General features: G+C 73.0%; 15 protein-coding genes. 9 read left to right on the top strand and 6 right to left on the bottom strand.

What is annotated here, in order from left to right:
* Positions 1-13: 13 nt before the first annotated feature.
* The 5 genes from WME83_RS44475 to WME83_RS44455 all read right to left on the bottom strand — a co-directional run bounded on the left by WME83_RS44475 (position 14) and on the right by WME83_RS44455 (position 4,790).
* Positions 14-634 (bottom strand): DUF1349 domain-containing protein, encoded by a 621-nt coding sequence (locus tag WME83_RS44475; protein ID WP_437315776.1) that lies wholly within the window; start codon positions 632-634, stop codon positions 14-16.
* A 118-nt stretch (positions 635-752) separates the two neighbouring features.
* A complete protein-coding gene (locus WME83_RS44470) occupies positions 753-1,127 on the bottom strand; it encodes a response regulator (RefSeq protein ID WP_437315775.1) in 375 nt (124 codons plus the stop codon).
* A gap of 14 nt (positions 1,128-1,141) precedes the next feature.
* Positions 1,142-2,611 (bottom strand): sensor histidine kinase, encoded by a 1,470-nt coding sequence (locus WME83_RS44465; protein ID WP_437315774.1) that lies wholly within the window; start codon positions 2,609-2,611, stop codon positions 1,142-1,144.
* Positions 2,612-2,790: 179 nt separating this feature from the next.
* Positions 2,791-4,107: a c-type cytochrome gene (locus WME83_RS44460; RefSeq protein ID WP_437315773.1), complete on the bottom strand. Its 1,317-nt coding sequence runs from the start codon at positions 4,105-4,107 to the stop codon at positions 2,791-2,793.
* A 5-nt stretch (positions 4,108-4,112) separates the two neighbouring features.
* Positions 4,113-4,790 carry a hypothetical protein gene (locus tag WME83_RS44455; protein WP_437315772.1) on the bottom strand — a complete coding sequence of 226 codons (678 nt, stop codon included), beginning with the start codon at positions 4,788-4,790 and terminating at the stop codon, positions 4,113-4,115.
* Between the two features lie 231 nt (positions 4,791-5,021).
* Between WME83_RS44455 and WME83_RS44450 the strand changes: the two genes are divergently transcribed.
* The 7 genes from WME83_RS44450 (at position 5,022) to WME83_RS44420 (ending at position 12,795) form a co-directional block, all read left to right on the top strand.
* Entirely contained in the window at positions 5,022-6,056 is a 1,035-nt protein-coding gene (locus WME83_RS44450) for a BMP family lipoprotein (RefSeq protein ID WP_437315771.1), read from the top strand.
* Positions 6,057-6,073: 17 nt separating this feature from the next.
* Positions 6,074-7,171: an ABC transporter permease gene (locus WME83_RS44445; RefSeq protein ID WP_437315770.1), complete on the top strand. Its 1,098-nt coding sequence runs from the start codon at positions 6,074-6,076 to the stop codon at positions 7,169-7,171.
* A gap of 9 nt (positions 7,172-7,180) precedes the next feature.
* Positions 7,181-8,263, top strand: coding sequence for an ABC transporter permease (locus tag WME83_RS44440; RefSeq protein ID WP_437315769.1), 1,083 nt, complete (start codon positions 7,181-7,183; stop codon positions 8,261-8,263).
* Entirely contained in the window at positions 8,260-9,849 is a 1,590-nt protein-coding gene (locus tag WME83_RS44435; protein ID WP_437315768.1) for an ABC transporter ATP-binding protein, read from the top strand. Before WME83_RS44440 ends, WME83_RS44435 begins: the two co-directional genes overlap by 4 nt.
* On the top strand, positions 9,846-11,774 hold the full coding sequence (locus tag WME83_RS44430; protein WP_437315767.1) for a DUF1585 domain-containing protein: 1,929 nt from the start codon (positions 9,846-9,848) through the stop codon (positions 11,772-11,774). The genes WME83_RS44435 and WME83_RS44430 overlap by 4 nt, the downstream gene beginning before the upstream one ends.
* Positions 11,775-11,832: 58 nt before the next feature.
* Positions 11,833-12,528: a hypothetical protein gene (locus tag WME83_RS44425; RefSeq protein WP_437315766.1), complete on the top strand. Its 696-nt coding sequence runs from the start codon at positions 11,833-11,835 to the stop codon at positions 12,526-12,528.
* Positions 12,529-12,591: 63 nt separating this feature from the next.
* Positions 12,592-12,795 carry a type II toxin-antitoxin system VapC family toxin gene (locus WME83_RS44420; RefSeq protein WP_437315765.1) on the top strand — a complete coding sequence of 68 codons (204 nt, stop codon included), beginning with the start codon at positions 12,592-12,594 and terminating at the stop codon, positions 12,793-12,795.
* Here WME83_RS44420 and WME83_RS44415 read toward each other — a convergent pair.
* Positions 12,785-14,485 (bottom strand): AAA family ATPase, encoded by a 1,701-nt coding sequence (locus WME83_RS44415; RefSeq protein ID WP_437315764.1) that lies wholly within the window; start codon positions 14,483-14,485, stop codon positions 12,785-12,787. The two genes, WME83_RS44420 and WME83_RS44415, sit on opposite strands and share 11 nt — an antisense overlap.
* Positions 14,486-14,668: 183 nt before the next feature.
* On the opposite strand from WME83_RS44415, the gene WME83_RS44410 reads away from it, so the two are divergent.
* Together WME83_RS44410 and WME83_RS44405 are read left to right on the top strand one after the other, a co-directional pair.
* A complete protein-coding gene (locus WME83_RS44410; protein ID WP_437315763.1) occupies positions 14,669-16,036 on the top strand; it encodes a DUF1501 domain-containing protein in 1,368 nt (455 codons plus the stop codon).
* Positions 16,033-17,295, top strand: a complete 1,263-nt coding sequence (locus WME83_RS44405; RefSeq protein ID WP_437315762.1) for a c-type cytochrome — start codon at positions 16,033-16,035, stop codon at positions 17,293-17,295. The genes WME83_RS44410 and WME83_RS44405 overlap by 4 nt, the downstream gene beginning before the upstream one ends.
* The last annotated feature ends 78 nt before the right edge of the window (positions 17,296-17,373 follow it).

Here is a 17,373-nt window from a genome sequence, read left to right as displayed (position 1 = left end):
GCGCCGCGGGGGCTCACGTCGCGCGCCCCGGCGCGATCCGGAGCAGGTCGAACTCCGCGACGAAGCCCTCGCCCACCGGGCTGCAGGCGTAGAGGCCGCACTCGACCTCGCGCGCGCCGTCGTCCTCGTGCAGGTGGGCCATGCGGAGCTGCGTCCAGGCCTCGCCGTCGTCCGAGCTCTCGACGAGGTAATCCGGCCCTTCCCGCCGCACGCGCAGCCAGACCTCGCGGCGATCCGAGGGGAACGGCTGGGTCGACCAGTCGCTGTAGCCCGCGTTCGTCACCACGGCGCCGAGGCGGCTCGGGCCGTCGGGCTCGAACTCGACCGACGTCTTCAGCCAGCACGACTCGGCGATCCGCACCATGAGCCCCGCCTGATCGTACTGGTGCGCCGGCCGAAACCGCACATGGCAGGTCATCACGAAGTCGCCGCCGGCGCGCGTGAAGAGGAAAGGCCCGTTGTCGGTGCGGAAGCCGTAGTGCGTCCGCTGCCAGTAGTCCGTCTTCGCGCCGGGCTCGACCACGAGCACGCGCCGCTCCGGCTCCACCGCCCAGCGCGAGGGCGGGTTGCGCCACGTGAGCCGCGGGTCGATTCCCAGGCTGGTAAAGCCCTCTTCCAGAAGCTGCCCTGTCATGACGCCGGCCTCCACAAATCGCGCCCCGTGAGATCCGCCCCTGCGCGGGCGCGGGCCGGGAGCCTACCACGGAGCGCGCCGCCGCCGAGCGCGCTCCTGCGCGGCCCGGCGCTGCCGCTCACGCCGAGGGCGCGCGCGGGCCGAGCACCGCGTCGTGGAGCTCGTCGAGATCGAACGGCTTGGCGAGGAACCGCGCGAGCCCGAGCTTCGCGGCGAGCTCCGCGACGTCCACCGCCGCGCTCACGAGCACCACGCGCACCACGGGGTCGATCCGTTCGCGGATCGCCTTTGCGCACTGGCAAGGAGGGAGCCCGGGCATGAAGTAGTCGCACAGCACCGCCCGCAGCCGGTCGCGCTCGCGCTCGAGCAGCGGGAGCGCCTGAGCACAGTCGGCGACCTGGAGGCAGTGGAGCCCCCACGCGCCGAGGCTGAGGGCGACGAGCTCCCGGAAATCGGGGTCGTCGTCGATGACCAGCACGCGGTTTCGCAGCATGTTCCCTCGGCTCGCTAGCGTCGGAGTTCCAGTGAGAAGACCATGAGATCGCCGGGCCTCCGCTCGACCCGGAAGCTCGCGCCGTGGAGCCGGGCGATCCCCTGGACGAGGTGGAGGCCGATGCCCGTGCTGCGCGGCTCGTCGCGCCGCCCCTCGAACGCGACGACGGCGAAGGGCTCCAGCAGCGTCTCGAGGTCCTCCGGGAGATCCTTCCCGCCCCGGACCTCGATCGTGATGAGCACGCGCGAGGCGGAGGCGGCGTCGATCGTGATCAGCACCGGATCGTGCTCCACCGCGACCGCCACGGCCTGGACGAGCAGGCTCCAGAGGGCCTCCTCGAGGAGCTCGGGATCGCCGAGGAGGTGCGCGTCCCCGCGGGGCACCAGGCGAATGACGTGATCCTTGGCCACGAGCTCGAACTCTCCGATCACGCGGCGCGCGAGGTCCTCGACGTCGATCGCTCGGGGCTTGAAGGGGAGCTCGCCTCCGGACATGCGCGCCGACCACAGGAGATCCTGGACGAGGCGGGCGAGGCGCGTCGCCTGGCGATCGATGATCGCGAGGGCGCGCTCGCGGACGGCCGCGTCGTTCCGGTGGGCGAGCGCGACCTGCGCGAACCCCTTCATGCTGGTGAGCGGCGTCTTCAGCTCGTGCGCGGCGACGGCGAGGAACCGGTCGCGCTCCTTGTCGCGCTCGGCGATGGTCTTGAAGCTCGTGTTCAGCGTGTGGGCGAGCACGGCGAGCTCGTCGTCGCCCAGGCTCCCGAGCGGCTCGTAGACGCCGAGCTCGCGAAAGCGCTGGACGGCGGCCACCATCCTGCGGATGCGCGGCACGATCGCGCGGCGCACGGCGAGGGCGAAGAGCGATGCCGCCGTGATCCCCCCGAGGCCGACGGCCAGGAAGACGAGGAAGATGCTCTGCCGGTTGTGCTCGTAGGCGACGTAAGCGACTTCCATGTAGCGCAGGTTGATCTTGTTCAGCCGGACGAGCGCGGCGCTGAGGTCCTGCACGTCGGTGCGGTGCACGGATGGCACGGCAGGCGCCGGGCCGACGACCCCGGTCGTGCGCTCGAGGCTCGCCACGACGGAGGCGACGATGTTCGCCGCGTCGCGCTCCTCCTCCAGCAGCTTGAGCTTCCCGGCGCGCTCGAGCGCGGCGCGGAGGTGGACGGCGTCCGGCTGGGTCGACGTCGCCGTCAGCCAGTCGCGCTGGTACCGATCGATGAAGAACCGGAGCTCCATGATCGGCCTCCGGGCGTGCTCCGAGACGTTCGCCGAGGGCCGAGCGAGCAGGGCGTACAGCGCGTTCGACGACTCGATGCCAGAGTTGATGACGACGAACGGCTCGAAGATGTAGTGACGCAGGTAGGCGGTCTCGGCCGACAGCCGCCTGAACGCGACGATGGATACGACGATGCCCATGGCGGCCAGGAGCAGCTCGCTCAGCACGAGCAGGGAGAGGCGCCTGCCGATGGACATCCGCATCGGATACACGTCACCCCCGCCGCTCGGAGGCGAGCCCGCGTGCTGAGCACGTTGAGACCACCGAGACATCGGCCAGCTCCTCGGTGTCGCCTGGGAAGCAAGGTGGGCACCACGACGACACCGAGGCGGTCCTCGCGATGGCGCGGCCCGGGCCGCCCGCCGCGCCGCGCCTCGTCGCGCTATTGCGGCCGTCCCTGCGCGATCCAGCTCTCGACGAGCTGGATCTCCTCCGGGCCGAGCGCGGGCAGCCCGAGCGGCATCCCGCGCACCGCCGGATCCGCGCGGCCCCCCTCCTCCGCTTGCCGCGCCGCGAGCGCGGCGACGAGGCGCGGCGCGCCGTCCGGACCGCGGGCGAAGACGCTCCGCCGCTCGCCCCGATCGTCGACGTAGCCCGCCGCGATCCCCTCGTACGTCGCGAGGTTCAGCCCGCGCGGCTCGAACCCGAAGCCGCCCGTGTTCCCGGGCCCGCCGTCGCCGAGCGCGTAATCGGGCTCGGAGTGGCAGTGCCTGCACGTGACGCGAAACACCCTGCGATCCACCTCGGCGTAGGTCACCCGGCGCGAGAGCAGCGGCAGCCGCTCGGGCGCGCTCGCCGGCGCCGGCGGCGAGAGCGGCGCGGTCGCGACGAAGGCCGCGATGTCGCGCGCCTCGGCGGGCGACATCGGCACCTGGGGCATCGGCGTGCCCGGCTTGATCGCCCCGGGATCGAGCACCCACGCGGCGAGGTCCGCGGGCTCCATCCGGTCGCGCGCGTGCCGCAGATCCGGCGCCAGGGCGACCGCGGCGCGCGTCTCCTTCTCCATCGCCCTCACCGGCGCGACCGCCGTCAGCCCGGCCGCCCCGGTGAAGGCGTGGCAGGTGCCGCACCCCTTGGCCTCGTAGAGCTCGCGCCCCCGGGCCGCGCTCGCGCTCCCGAGCGCCTCGCGCGGCCGCTCGCGGCGATCGCGCGTGAGGTAGGCCGCGATGTCGCTCGCCTGCTCGGGCCCGATCGCGAGCCGCGGCATGGTCGCGTGCAGGCGCGGGCGCAGGTCGTGCGGCGCGAGCAAAAACCCGCGGATCCAGTCGCGCCGGAGCCGGTCGCCGGCGGCGGCGAGCGACGGGACGTCGCGCAGCTGCACAAGGTTCTCGTTCCACCGCTTCATCGCCGCTGCAGGCGCCTGGAACCGCCCCGCCGCGATGTCCTGGTGGCACTGGACGCAGTGCGCGTCGCGCGGCGCGGGCGCCTGCCCGGTCCCGTCGTGGCAGCGGTTGCACTGAAATTCGGCGACGAGCCGCTGCCCGCGCGCCGGATCGCCGGCCGGCGCCGCAGAGGCGGCGGCCTGTGTGGAGGCGGTCGGGGCGGAGGCGGCGGCCTGTGTGGAGGCGGCGGCCTCCGCGGCGCCGCCGCCCGCGGAGAGCGGCGCGGCGGGCTCGGGCCCCCGCGCGTCCTCGGAGGCGCACGCGGCGGCGCCCGAGGCGAGCGCGACGAGCGCGGCGAGCAGCGGACGGGCGCGCATCGGCGTCAGCTCTGCGGGCCGACCGCGCGGGTCGTCCTACACAGGGCCGCGTCCTTCGCCATCGCCTCGCAGCGGCTCGCCGCGGCGTCGTGCCCCGCGGCGTCCCCCGACAGCGCGCGCAGCCGCGCCAGCGCCGCGTACGCCTCGGGGCTCGCCAGGAGGTCCTTCTCCGCCAGGCCGCCGAGCAGCTGCAGCGCCTCGCCGCGGTGCTCCGGCGACCGGGCGAGCGCCTCGCCGAGGTCGGTCTGCAGCGCGGGATCGCCCTTGCGGTGCTCGTTCAGCCGGCGCAGCGCGCGGATCGACCAGGCGAGGTTCGCCTTGCGCTCCTCGGCCGACGCCCCGCCCCACGTCTCGAGCAGCTCGCGCGGCACCTCCGGCCGGACGTCGAGCGCGCCGTCGGCGCGCGCGGTTGCCACCGCGAGGACGCGGAAAGCCCGGTTGAGCAGCGGATCCTTGTCGTGAGAGATCCGCCGGATCTCGGGGAACATGCGGATCACGCTCCCCGCGGCCGCGGTGATCCGGCCGTCGCGCAGGGCCTGCTCGGCCTGGGCGACCCCCATCACGCGGTGATCGATCGCGGGCAGGATCTCCACACCACCGCAGGCCGACGCGTCCCCCGAAGAAACCAGGGCGGACGCGGCGAGAGCACAAATAAGCGTGAGTCGAACGGCGGGACCATTCATGGAAAGGACCTCCTCGGGCAGGCTGCGCCGGCGCGCCCCGTCGCTCGTCGGGCGCTGCCGATCGGCTGTGACAACGCCTCAGAAAAAAAAGTTGCTCCGCGATCGCGACACCTTCGCCGCGCGAGCGCTCAGCCCGGCAGCCCGATGTGAGCAAAGGTGCGCGGATGCGATCCTTGGGTTGCCTTGGTGCGCTGCCCGGTGTCCAATGCGGGCCTTCCAAGGAGATCCGGCATGTTGAAGAAGCGGCGCCTCGCGATCGCGGTCCTGCTGGCCCTCGCCAGCGCGCTCCCGGCGTGCACCCGCAACAAGAAGGCGGATTGCGCGAGCCCCGAGGTGTTCTGCGTGGGCCTCGTGACCGACATGGGCAAGATCGACGACAAGTCGTTCAACCAGTCGGCCTGGGAGGCGATCCAGCGGGCGCAGAAGGAGCTCGGCGCCACGACGCAGTACATCGAGACGACGGATCCCAAGGATTACCCCAAGAACATCGCGACCTTCGCCGAGGAGCAGTACGACGTGGTCGTCACGTCGGGCTTCGGGCTCACCGAGGCGACGCACGCCGCGGCCGATCGGTTCAAGGGCGTCAAGTTCATCGGCATCGACCAGTTCCAGGCCGCGACGAAGCCGAACGTGGTGGGGCTCGTCTTCCCCGAGGACCACGGCGGCTTCCTCGTCGGCGCGCTGGCCGCGATGATGACCAAGACCGGCAAGATCGGCGCGGTGCTCGCCACCGACGCCGTCCCGCCCGTCTACCGCTTCGGCGAGGGCTTCCGCGCCGGGGCGCGCCACGTCAAGCCGGACATCGAGCTCAGCGTCGTTTACCACAACGACGTTGGCTTCGATAAGACGTTCACCGATCCCGAGTGGGGGAAGACGACCGCCGTCTCGATGATCGACAAGGGCGTCGACATCGTCTTCGGCGGCGGCGGCAAGACGGGCAACGGCGCGCTGCTCGGCGCGGCCACGAAGGGCGTCTACGCCATCGGCGTCGACACCGACCAGTACTACACGGTGCCCGAGGCGCAGAAGGTCCTGCTCTCCAGCGCCGTCAAGCTTATCACCGAGGGCGCCTTCGACCTCATCAAGATGGCCAAGGAAGGCAAGCTGCCGTCCGGGAACTTCCAGGGCAAATCGGGGTATGCGCCGTATCACGATCTCGACGGCAAGGTCCCGGCCGAGGTGAAGGCGAAGATGGAGGAGCTCCGGAAAGGGCTCCTCGACGGGACGCTCAAGACGACGGTGCCGCCCGCCAAGGACGCCAAGTAGCCGCCGGGCTCCCGCGGATGCGACAGACGCTGATCCGGCTCCTCGAGCCGCTGCTCCTGCCGGCCCTCTCGGTGTTCACCGCGATGGTCCTGGGCGGCGTGCTCATCGCCCTGGCCGGGGGCAACCCGCTCGAGGCGTACGCGGGCTTGTTCGAGGGCGCCTTCGGCTCGCCGCGGGCGGTGAGCGAGACGCTCGTGTGGGCGACGCCGTACATCCTGGCCGGCCTGTCGGTGTCGCTGGCCTTCAAGGGGGGGCTGTTCAACATCGGGGCCGAGGGGCAGCTCGCGCTCGGCGCGCTGTCCGCGGCCTGGGCCGGCCACTGGCTGCCGCGGCTCGTGGGCGGCGGCCTGCCCGCGGCGCTGCACGTGCCCCTGACGCTGCTCCTCGGCGCGCTGGCCGGCGGGCTGTGGGCCGCGGTGCCCGGGTGGATCAAGGCGCGCGCCGGCGGGCACGAGGTGATCAGCACGATCATGCTCAACTACGTGGCCCTCAACGCGGTGAGCTTCCTCTTGAACGGCCCCATGAAGGATCCCGCGGCGTCCAACGTGCTGTCCCGCACGCCCCTCATCGACGAGAGCGCGCGCGTCCCCGAGCTCGTGGAGGGCTACCGGCTGCACTGGGGCTTCCCGCTCGCCCTGCTCGCGGCGGCGCTCGTGGGCTGGGTGCTGCGGCGGACGGCGTTCGGCTTCGAGATCCGCACCGCGGGGCAGAGCCCCGACGCCGCGCGCTACGCCGGCGTGCGCGTGGGCCGCACCGTGATCGTGACCATGGCGCTCTCGGGCGCCCTCGCCGGCGTGGCCGGCGCCATCGAGGTGAGCGCGCTCCACCACCGGCACGAGCTCGGGTTCTCGCAGGGCTACGGCTTCGACGCGATCGCCATCGCCCTCCTCGGCAAGGCGCACCCCGGCGGCACGGTGCTCGCGGCCCTCTTGTTCAGCGCGATGCGCAGCGGCGCGACCCGGATGCAGTACCTCACGCAGATCCCCATCGACGTGATCTCCGTCATCCAGGCGCTGATCCTGCTGTTCGTCGCGGCGGACACCCTGGTCCGCCGCATCTACCGCGTCCGCGGCGAGCGCGAGCGGCTCGTGCTCACGCGCGGGTGGGGCGGCTAGGGGGCGGCGATGGGCCATCGACGCTACGCCTTCATCGCGGTGGTCGTGACGGTGCTGGTCGGCGTCGTGGCGCTCGTCGGCGCCTCGCAGGTGCCGCCGCTGACGATCGTGGCCAGCATGGCGGCCACGACCCTGGCCGTGGCCACGCCGCTCACGCTGGGGGCGCTCTCCGGCGTGTTCTGCGAGCGCTCCGGGGTCGTGAACCTCGGCATCGAGGGGATGATGCTCGCGGCCGCGTTCTCGGGCTGGTTCGGGTCGATCTACGCGAGCGCGGTCCTCGGCGTCCCCCCGCTGCCGAGCCTGCTGCTCGGCGTCGCGATCGCGATCGCGACCGGCGCGCTCCTCGGCCTCTTGCTCGCCGTGCTTGCGGTGACCTTCTCCGTGGACCAGATCCTCGCGGGGACGGTGATCAACTTGCTGGCCGTGGGGCTCACCGGCTTCTTCAACCGACAGCTCTTCTTCGGGCCCGGGAGCTCGTTCGGCGGCCAGGTGCCGCACGCCCCCGGCGTCCTGCCGCGCCTGCACGTCCCGCTCCTCGCGGACGCCCCGATCGTGGGCCCCGTGTTCGAGCAGCAGCCGATCGCCGTCGCCGCCGTCGCGCTGGTCGGGGTGACGCACCTCGTGCTGTTCCGCACGCGGTGGGGCCTGCGCGCGCGCGCCGTGGGCGAGCACCCGCGCGCCGCCGCCACGGTCGGGATCGACGTGGCCCGCGTGCGCACCGTGAACGTCGTGATCGGCGGCGCGATCGCGGGGCTCGGCGGGGCGTACTTCACCCTGGAGTCGGTGCCGTCCTTCGAGCCGATGATGACGAACGGGCGCGGCTTCATCGCCCTCGCGGCGATGATCTTCGGCGACTGGACGCCCTTCGGCGCGTGGGCCGCGGCGCTCGTCTTCGGCGCGGCGCAGGCGTTCCAGATCAACCTCCAGCTCTTCCGCGACCAGATCCCGCCGTCGTGGTCGTTCCTGCAGCAATCGTCGGTCGTCGGCCTCGTGCCGTACCTCCTGACGCTGCTCATCCTCACCGGCGTCATCGGCAAGACCACGCCGCCGGCCGCCGACGGCCAGCCCTACGACCCGGAGGGCCGGCGGTGACGGCCGTCCTGGAGGCCCGGGGGATCACCAAGCGGTTCTCCGGCGTCCTCGCGAACGACGGGGTCGATCTCGACCTCCGCGAGGGCGAGATCCACGCCCTGCTCGGGGAGAACGGGGCCGGCAAATCGACCCTGATGAACATCCTTTACGGGCTGTTGCGCCCGGACGAGGGCGAGCTCCGCCGCAGCGGGCGCCCCGTCTCGCTGCGGTCGCCGAGCGACGCGATCGCGCTCGGGATCGGCATGGTGCACCAGCACTTCATGCTCATCCCGGTGTTCACGGTCGCCGAGAACGTCGTGCTCGGCGCCGAGATCGTGCGCGGCGGCCTGCTCGATCGCCGGCGCGCGAGCGACGAGGTCCGCGCGCTCTCGGCGCGCCACGGGCTCGACGTCGACCCCGACGCCCGCGTGGAGGACCTCCCGGTCGGCGTGCAGCAGCGCGTGGAGATCCTCAAGGCGCTCTACCGCAAGGCGGAGATCCTGATCCTCGACGAGCCCACGGCCGTGCTCACGCCGCAGGAGGCGGACGAGCTGTTCCGCGTGCTGCGGGGGCTGACGGCGCGGGGGGTCTCGGTCCTGTTCATCACGCACAAGCTCCGGGAGGTGCTCGCGGTCGCGGACCGGGTGACGGTGATGCGCGCGGGCAAGGTGGTGGGCGCCGCGATCCCGGCCGAGACCGACGAGCGCGGCCTGGCGGCGACGATGGTCGGCCGCGAGGTGGCGCTCCAGGTGAGCAAGGCGCCGGCGAGCCCCGGGGCGGTCGTGCTCGAGGTCGAGCGCCTCAGCGTCGCGGGCCGGCGCGGGTCGGGCGCCGACGTGGTCCGCGAGGTGAGCTTCTCGGTGCGCGCCGGCGAGATCCTCGGGATCGCCGGCGTGCAGGGCAACGGCCAGACCGAGCTCGTCGAGGCCGTCACCGGCCTCGCGCCGCCGCGCGCCGGGCGCGTGCTCCTCCGGGGCCGCGACGTCACCGGCGCGCCGCCCCGCGACCTCATCGAGCGCGGCGTCTCGCACGTGCCCGAGGACCGCCAGCGCCACGGGCTCGTGCTCTCGTACGCGATCGCGGACAACCTCGTGCTCTGCACGTACCACAAGCCCCCGTTCGCCGCGCGCGGCGTGCTCCGCGACGACGCCCGCGAGGAGAACGCGCGGCGGCTCATCAAGACCTTCGACATCCGCGCGCCCGGCCCTGGGACGCCGGTCTCGGCGCTCTCGGGCGGCAACCAGCAGAAGGTGATCCTCGCCCGCGAGATGAGCCGCCCCGTGGAGCTGCTCGTGGCGAGCCAGCCGACGCGCGGCGTGGACGTGGGCTCGATCGAGCACATCCACCGCGAGATCGTGGCGGCGCGCGATGCGGGGGCGGCGGTGCTGCTCGTGTCGGCGGAGCTCGACGAGATCCTCGCGCTGTCGGACCGGATCGCGGTGATGTACCGGGGCGGGATCGTGGCGACGCGGGACGCGGGCGCGGTCTCGCGGACGGAGCTCGGGATGCTGATGGCCGGGGTGCTCCCCGGCGAGGCGGCGCCGGTGCGTGATGGCGAGGCGGCGCCGGCGCGGAACGCCGGCGAGGCGGGCGAGGCGGGGGCGTGAGGGGGCTCGGCGGGCTCGCCGCGGCGGCGCTCCTCGCGGCGGCGGCCGCGGCCCTGTTCGCGCCGCCGTCCGCGGCCGCCCCGACGCTGGAGCAGTACCGGTATTTCCGCGCGCTCTCCCTCGATCTGGAGGGTCGTCTCCCGACGCGCGAGGAGCTCGCGGAGATGGAGTCGCCGGGCTTCGATCTCGACGCCTGGATCGAGCGCCACCTCGACGGCCCGGGGTACGTCGAGCGGCTGACGCGCATTTACATGGATGTCCTGCGGCTGGAGCTCGGCCCGGTGGGGCTGTTCGCGCCGCCGGAGACGACGCTCCGGAGGGCCGAGGTGCTCGGCCCGGACGGCAAGCCGCTCTACGTCTATTTCCGCTACAACCAGCGCCGCTTGAACCCGGTGATCGACGGCGAGTTGTGCTTCTCCGAGGCCGAGAGCGGGCTCCGCGGGAGCTTCCACGCCCTGACGGGGACGCCCAAAGCCATCTCCCAGAAGCTCCTCGACGAGCGGACCACGGTGGTGCGCCCGTTCTGGCTTTACCGCGATTACCTCTCGGTCTCGCCGACGCAGCGCTACGGCGTCGGGTGGAAGGACGCCGACAGCGCCTATGTCCCGCTGCCGCAGCTCCTTGTCGAGCCCGACGGCAAGACGCCGACGGTCGAGGTCCGGGTCTGCAAGGAAGAGGCGCAGACCGCCGAGGTCGGACGCATCCATGCGAGCGGCATCCCCCCGCTGCCCGCGGGGGCTCCGCTGCCGGCGGGGCGCGTTCGCCCGCCGATGCCCGAGGATCGCTATGCCAGGGAGCACCGGGGCGAGCCGATCTCGTGCCGGAGCGCGCTCGCCTTCGCGATGAGCGTCGATTGCGGCTGCGGCATCGGCCTCGAGCATTGTCTGCCGGGCGACAACTCCGGCAGGGATCCTCGCGCGTTCGTGCTGCCCGCCCACGTCCCGCTCGGCATCGAGAGCCCGCTCGGCGCCGCGCCGCGCACGATCTCCGGCTGGAACAAGTTCTGGTGGTCGCAGGAGGCGATTCACCTCATGCAGCACGTCTTCCGGGCCGACCGCGATTTCCGGGAGATCCTCACCGGGCGTTACACGTTCATCAACGGTCCGCTCGCGCAGTTCTATCGATCGAGCGCGCCCGCGGCGTGCTGCTCGCTGCACAGGTCCTTCGGGATGCGGGAGGACGAGGCGCCGCTGTTCTTGCCGGGCGCGGTGCCGCCGGTCGTCGCGCCGCACGACGCGTCGGAGTGGACGTACATCGCCGATCGCGGGCCGCGCGCGGCGGGGATCGTCACGACGCCGGTGTTCCTGACGAAGTATTCCTCGCGCCGCGCTCGCGCGGCGGCGCTCTACAGCGCGTTCTTGTGCAAGAGCTTCGCGGCCGAGCACGCGGAGCTCCCGCCGTCGGACGAGCCCGATCTCATGGTCCGGCCGGGCTGCTCCAGCTGTCATGCGACGCTGGAGCCGCTCGCGGCGTATTTCACGCGGGTCGAGGAGACGACGTGGACCTATCTGCCCGCCTCGCGGTTTCCGATCGAGAACCCGGTGTGCAAGCTGGACGCGGAGGGCAAGACGGGCGGGTCGTGCCGGCGCTTCTACGACCCTGACTTCTCGAGCAAGGAGCGCGGCGTGCTCCGGGGCGCGTATGCCTCGCCGGATCACGCCGAGCGCGGCCCGGCCGGCGCCGCGGCCGATCTCACGCGCATGCCGGAGTTCGCGTCGTGCGCGGTCGCGCGCGTCACCGAGTCGTTCCTCGGGCGGCCGCTGCGCGACGAGGACGAGGCCCTGCTCCGCGCGCTGCGCGAGCGGTTCGTGTCGCGCGGCTACCGGATGCGGCCCTTGGTCGAGGCGATCGTGCGGTCGCCGGCCTACGCGCGCGCGAGCAACGTGCGGCCAGCGCTGGAGCGCGGCGGCGGGGGCGCGCGGTGATGCGCGGCGGGGGCGCGCGGGTGATGCGCGGCGGGGGCGCGCGGTGATGCGCGGCGGGGTGAGGGCCTTCGCCCTTGCCGGGATGGCCGCGGTGGCGGGCGCGTGCGCCCCGCCGGAGGCGGTCGCGCCGCGGCCTGCGGCGCCGCTCCGGGAGACGGGGCGGGTCGCGCAGAGCCGGACGCCGAAGCAGGATCTGCGGCTCATCCCGGCCGAGGCGTACCTGAGGACGTATCTCCGGCTCTTCGGCGGCCTCGCGCCGGCGGAGGTCGAGCGGCGCGCGCGGGGGGACGACAAGGCGGCGCTCTTCGACACCTGGGAGGACTACCTCACGGCGCTCGGGCTCCCCGAGCACGGCCTGGATCTCCCGCGCGGCACGCAGACCAATGCGCTCATGATGGCGGCGTTCGAGCGGCTCGGGATCGCGCTGTGCGACCGCGCCCTGGAGCACGACCTCAAGGCGAGCGCGCCGGTCCCGATCGAGCGCCGGCTGATCTTCGCCTTCGATCTGCCGGCGGAGGACCTCGACGCGGCGGCGTTCGCGTCGCGGTTCGACGTGCTGCACCGGACGTTCCTGAGCTACCCGGCGCGCCTCGCGCCGCCGGACCGGGAGGCGAAGTTCTTCGCGCTCTACCAGGGCACGGTCGCGCGGCACCGCGCGAAGGGAGCGCCGAAGTCGCGGTTCTCGCCGGGCGAGGCGGGGTGGGCGGCGGTGTGTTACGGGCTGGTGAGGCACCCGGAGTTTCATCTGTATTAGGGGGTATGCTCCACGAAGGGCCATGCACGCACACAAGCTCATGGTCCGCGTTCCCAAGTTGAGATGCGTCGAGATCAACCTTCCAGAGGATCGCTCTCTGCGGATGCCTTCGACCTAGGGACTGAGCTTCAGGCCTCGCATGGGCTGAAGACTCCCGACGCTCTCCATGCCGCGTGCGCCACCCACCACAGCTGCGATCGGCTGTGGACGAACGACGATCGTTTCCGGCAGCTGAGCAGCAGGATCGCTGTCAGGATCATCGGCTGATCCCCGCCGCCTCGCGCACGGCGACCTGCTTTCCGTTGAACGCCACCGCGAGCGCGTGCACAGGAGACGCGCCGGAGGCCCGGAGCTCGGCCGTATAATCCCTGCGGGCGATCTGCGCTACCCCCTCTTCCAGCGCCTGCTCCAGCGTCTGGCCGCCCCGCGCCACCTTCATCTCCAGCACGACCCCGGGCTTTCCCGGCTGCCGGGGCCGCACCAGCACATCGGGCCTCCCTTCGCCGGACTCGCGGTTCGACCGCACCTCGTAGTCTGGTTCGAGCGTGGCGAGCAGGCCTGCGACGAACCCGTGGTAGACCTCCTCCGGACCGAGGCGGCGCGCCTCGTGATACGAGAGCACGTTCGTGACGAACGCCCGGAGCTGCTCCTCGAAGGTGGCCGCATCGCCGCTCAGCAGCGCTCGCACGAGCTGACGCGAGCTCGCGCCTTGCCCGGACAGCCGCTCCGCCATCCAGTCGCGGAAGGTGCTGGTATACACCTCGCGTACCTCCTCGTTCGGGATCGACAATCGATACGCCGGCACATGGGTCGTCCCTGCCTCGGCGGCCTCGGCGCGCAGGTATCCCGAGAACACGAGCAGGCCAAAGAGCGCCCGCGGGCTCCCCGGCAGCTGGTCCAGGGCCACGTTCTCATCGAGCCGCTGCTCGATCGCGCCCCCCTCGAGCAACACCGCGATGTCGTCCTCGACGTCCAGCGCATGAAACACGAGGAGATCCCGGATGAGCTCGTTCGCGCTGGTGGATACCCAGTAGCTGCGCGTGCGCCTGTCGTCGCTGGCCAGGAAGCTCATCACGGACCACGGGTTGTAAACCACGGTCTCGCCGAACACGTACCCGTTGTAGGCCCGGCGCACGCTCTCGAGCCGATCGAGCGCATTCCCGTCCGCGAGGAGCGCGATCACCTCTGGCTCGGTGAAGCCGAAACAGGTGGAGAACTCCGTGCGCAGGAGCGAGTAGACCCCGATGTTGTTGAGGCCCGAGAAGATGCTCTCCCGCGCGACCCGCAGGATGCCCGTGAGGACCGCCCTGGCGAGGTGGGGATTGTCCTTGATCCCGCCGGTCAGGAAGGCACGGAAGAAGTCGAGGACCTCGCGGGCGTAGCCCCCGACGAACCCGGCATGGATGGGCTCGTCGTACTCATCGATGAGGATGACGACCTTCTCGCCGTGGGCGCGGTGCAGGTACGCGGACAGGTCGCAGAGCGCTCGCTGGTAGAGCACCTCGTCCGCCGTGCCGTCGAGGATTGCACGGTAGTCGCGCGCCTCCCGCTCGCTGAGCGCGCCCGCGTCGAGCAGCGCCCGGTGCTCGTCGAACAGCGCCTCGACCTTCTTCCGGATGGCCTTCCAGCACGCCTCGAAGGCCGGCGCCTTGACGTCCCGGAAGGTCATGAACACGACCGGATAGCGCTGGAAGTGCGCCCGGTACGCCTCGCCCGCGCGCCAGATCGAAAGGCCCTCGAAGAGATGCGACAGGTCCTCGTGTCGGCGTTCGAAGAAGTACCGGAGCATCGACAGGTTCAGCGTCTTGCCGAACCGGCGCGGCCGCGGAAGCAGGAGACCGAGGAGCCCCGGGCGATCGAGCAGCTCCTGGATGAGGTGCGTCTTATCGACGTAGACGAGCCCGCGCTCGCGCAGATCGCGGAAATCGGAAACGCCGATGGGGATGTGCTGGATCATGGGAACGCTCGACACGCCGGCATCCGGAGCATGGAGAAGCGCGCGCAGGGGAGCAAGCGACCAGCTGGGACCTTAGGGCGCCGCCTTGCCCCGCGCGGCGATCGCGCGCTGGCGTCCCGGCGCTCCCCGGCGGCCTCGCGCTCGCTTGCACGCCGCCATCCCCGAGCGCAAACTGCCCTCGCGATGCCCCATGGTCTCCCGCGCCGCGCGCTGCTCCAGGCCGCCGCGGGCGCGGCGCTCTCCGGCGTCCTCGGCCTGCCGGCGCGCGTGCTCGCCGCGCAGGGCAAGGCGGCGCAGGACGAGTTCTTCCTCTTCATCCACGCGTCCGGCGGCTGGGACGTGACGCTCTGGGCCGACCCGCGGAACGAGAGCAAGGGGCTCGTGACCCCGGCCACGACCGACAACACCGACACGGCGCCGCTCCGCCTCTGGGTCGACGCGCCCGCGGCCGGTGGCGCGAAGAGCTTCGCACCGGTCACGCCGAAGGGCTCGAGCCTCACGTTCGGCCCGGGCATCGGCGCCCTCGCGGACCTCCACGACCGGCTGTGCATCGTCAACGGCCTGGCGATGAACACCGTGAGCCACCCCGACGGCACCGCCTTCGCGACCACCGGGCGCCACCTGAGCGGCGGCCGCGTCATGGCCTCCAGCCTCGACGCCATCTGCGCCAGCGAGCTCGGCGCCAGCCAGACCTTCCCCGCCGTCTCCGTGCAGTTCCCCTCGGCGTTCGTGGGCGACCGCCTCGACCGGCGCGCCGTCCCGCTCACGGTCGGCGACATCGGCACGATCAGCCGCTCCCTCGCCCGCGCGCGGCACTACGACACCGACGAGGACCGCGCCGCGGTGACCGCGCTGCTCTCCGAGGAGGCCAGGTCCCTCGCCGCGCGATCGCGCTACACCGAGGCCCTGAACGGCTTCGCGATCCAGTCGGAAGCGCTGGGCAGGATGCTGAACGCCGGGCTCCAGGACGTGTTCTCCAGGGGCAAGCTCATCCAGGCGCACCCGGAGTTCGACCACAAGGCCCGCTTCGCCAGGCAAGCGGCCGTCAACGCGGCGTTCGCGATCGAGGCCATGCGGCGGAACGTGGTCCGCTGCGTGAGCTTCGCGTGCGACGGGTTCGACACGCACACGAGCAACTACCGCCAGCACGCGGCCACGCAGCAGGAGCTCTTCGACCTGATCGCCGCCCTCCTCGGCTCGCTCGACAAGACCCCGCACCCGACCCGGGCCGGCAAGAAGCTCTCGGATCACACGCACATCCTCGTGACGAGCGACTTCTGCCGGACGCCCCAGCTCAACACGGCGATGGGCCGCGACCACTACCCCAACAACTCGGCGATGGTGATCTCCCCCCGCTTCCGCGGGGGCATCTCGTTCGGCAAGACCGACCCGGAGCAGCTCCTGCCGGCCCCGGCGAAGACGTTCCAGGGCGGGCCGCGGCCGATCGCCCCGCCGGACCTGCTCGCCACCTTCCTGTTCGCCTTCGGCATCCCCCCGCTCGAGCACCTGCGCGACGGCGAGGTGGTGCCGGAGCTGCTCCGGCGGTCGTGACGCCCCTGCGCCGAGCGGCGCCCCTGGCCGCGTTCGCGCCCGCCCGCCTTGCCGCGCTCGCGCTCGCGCTCGCCCGCCTCACGGCGCTCGCGCTTGCCTGCTTAGCCGCGCTCGCGCTCGCCGGCTGCTCGTCGACGGCCGCGCCCCCGCGCCCGCCGCTCGCCGTACGCCCGGTCGCCTGGTCCGCCCCGGGGGAGCTCGGTCCGGTCCGCGCGGTCGCCGACGACGGCGACCGCGTCGTCCTGTTCCACGACGGCGCCGCGGCGGTCTTCGTGAACGGCGCGCTCGCCCGGGTCGAGCGCGCGCCCCACCGCTGGGTCAGCGCCGCGGTGGTGCCCGCGCCCGACGGCTACGGCACATGGATCGTCGGCGTCGACGCCGAGGGCCGGCTGCTCAGGCTGCCGAGCTGGGGGTCGTTCGAGCCTGTCGCCGATCACTACGGCCTCGAGCGCGCCGCGGTCCGGGCCGCAACCGGCCTCGGCCTCGGCGGCGGCGCCGCCTTCGCGCTGGACGGCGAGATCGCGGTGGCGGACGGCGAGCGCGTCACGCGCTACGCGACCGGGCCGCTCGCGGCGTTCGCGGCGGGGGGAGGGCGCGTGGCGTTCGCGCTCGGCGGCGAGGAGGTCCTCGCCCTCGACGTGGCGCCGAGGGCGCTGCGATCGTACCCGATCGAGGCCGACGGCCCGGCGCCGCTCCTCGCCGTGACGGGCGCGGGCGCGCTGCTCGCGGCGACGCCGGCGGCGCTCTACGCCGAGGACGCCGCCGGCGTGCTGCGCCTCCGGCTGCGGGCGAGCGCGGCGCTCCACGGGCTCGCCGTCTCCGGCGATCGCGTGTGGTTCGCCGACGGGGGCGAGCTCGGCGTGCTCGACGCGTCGGGCGCGCGCGCGACCCGCGGCGCGCGCCTCCCGGAGGCCGGCAGGCTCATCGGATCGCCGAGCGGCGACGTCTGGCTGCTCGCGGCGGGCGCCCTCCGGCGCTTCGCCGCGGACGACGTCGGCGCCGGGCCCGCCTGGGACGACATCGCGCCGGTGTTCGACCGGGCGTGCGCGCGCTGCCACCGCCCGCGCGGCGAGGGCGGCGTCGACCTCTCGACGCGCGCGGCCTGGGCGTCGCTCCGGGAGGCCATCGCGCGCCGGGTCGTCGAGGAGCGGACCATGCCGCCCCCGGGGCACGCGCTGTCCGAGGCCGATCGCGCGCGGATCCGCGGTTTCGTCGAGCGCCTCGCGCCGCCGCCGCGGCCGAATGGCGCGCGGCCGTGACGCGCGCGCCCATGCGGCCATGACGCGCGCGGCTGCAGGCGCGGCGCGCCCGTCTTGCGCTACCCTGGGGCCCCACCG

Source organism: Sorangium sp. So ce385 (genome assembly GCF_051474135.1).
Classification (GTDB): Bacteria; Myxococcota_A; Polyangia; order Polyangiales; family Polyangiaceae; genus Sorangium; species Sorangium cellulosum_D.
This window is presented reverse-complemented; position numbering and strand designations above follow the sequence as displayed.

Coding starts and splice junctions, on each gene's coding strand:
- WME83_RS44475 (WP_437315776.1), bottom strand. CDS start 634: ATGACAGGGCAGCTTCTGGAAGAGGGCTTTACCAGCCTGGGAATCGAC.
- WME83_RS44470 (WP_437315775.1), bottom strand. CDS start 1,127: ATGCTGCGAAACCGCGTGCTGGTCATCGACGACGACCCCGATTTCCGG.
- WME83_RS44465 (WP_437315774.1), bottom strand. CDS start 2,611: ATGCGGATGTCCATCGGCAGGCGCCTCTCCCTGCTCGTGCTGAGCGAG.
- WME83_RS44460 (WP_437315773.1), bottom strand. CDS start 4,107: ATGCGCGCCCGTCCGCTGCTCGCCGCGCTCGTCGCGCTCGCCTCGGGC.
- WME83_RS44455 (WP_437315772.1), bottom strand. CDS start 4,790: ATGAATGGTCCCGCCGTTCGACTCACGCTTATTTGTGCTCTCGCCGCG.
- WME83_RS44450 (WP_437315771.1), top strand. CDS start 5,022: ATGTTGAAGAAGCGGCGCCTCGCGATCGCGGTCCTGCTGGCCCTCGCC.
- WME83_RS44445 (WP_437315770.1), top strand. CDS start 6,074: ATGCGACAGACGCTGATCCGGCTCCTCGAGCCGCTGCTCCTGCCGGCC.
- WME83_RS44440 (WP_437315769.1), top strand. CDS start 7,181: ATGGGCCATCGACGCTACGCCTTCATCGCGGTGGTCGTGACGGTGCTG.
- WME83_RS44420 (WP_437315765.1), top strand. CDS start 12,592: ATGCGTCGAGATCAACCTTCCAGAGGATCGCTCTCTGCGGATGCCTTC.
- WME83_RS44415 (WP_437315764.1), bottom strand. CDS start 14,485: ATGATCCAGCACATCCCCATCGGCGTTTCCGATTTCCGCGATCTGCGC.
- WME83_RS44410 (WP_437315763.1), top strand. CDS start 14,669: ATGCCCCATGGTCTCCCGCGCCGCGCGCTGCTCCAGGCCGCCGCGGGC.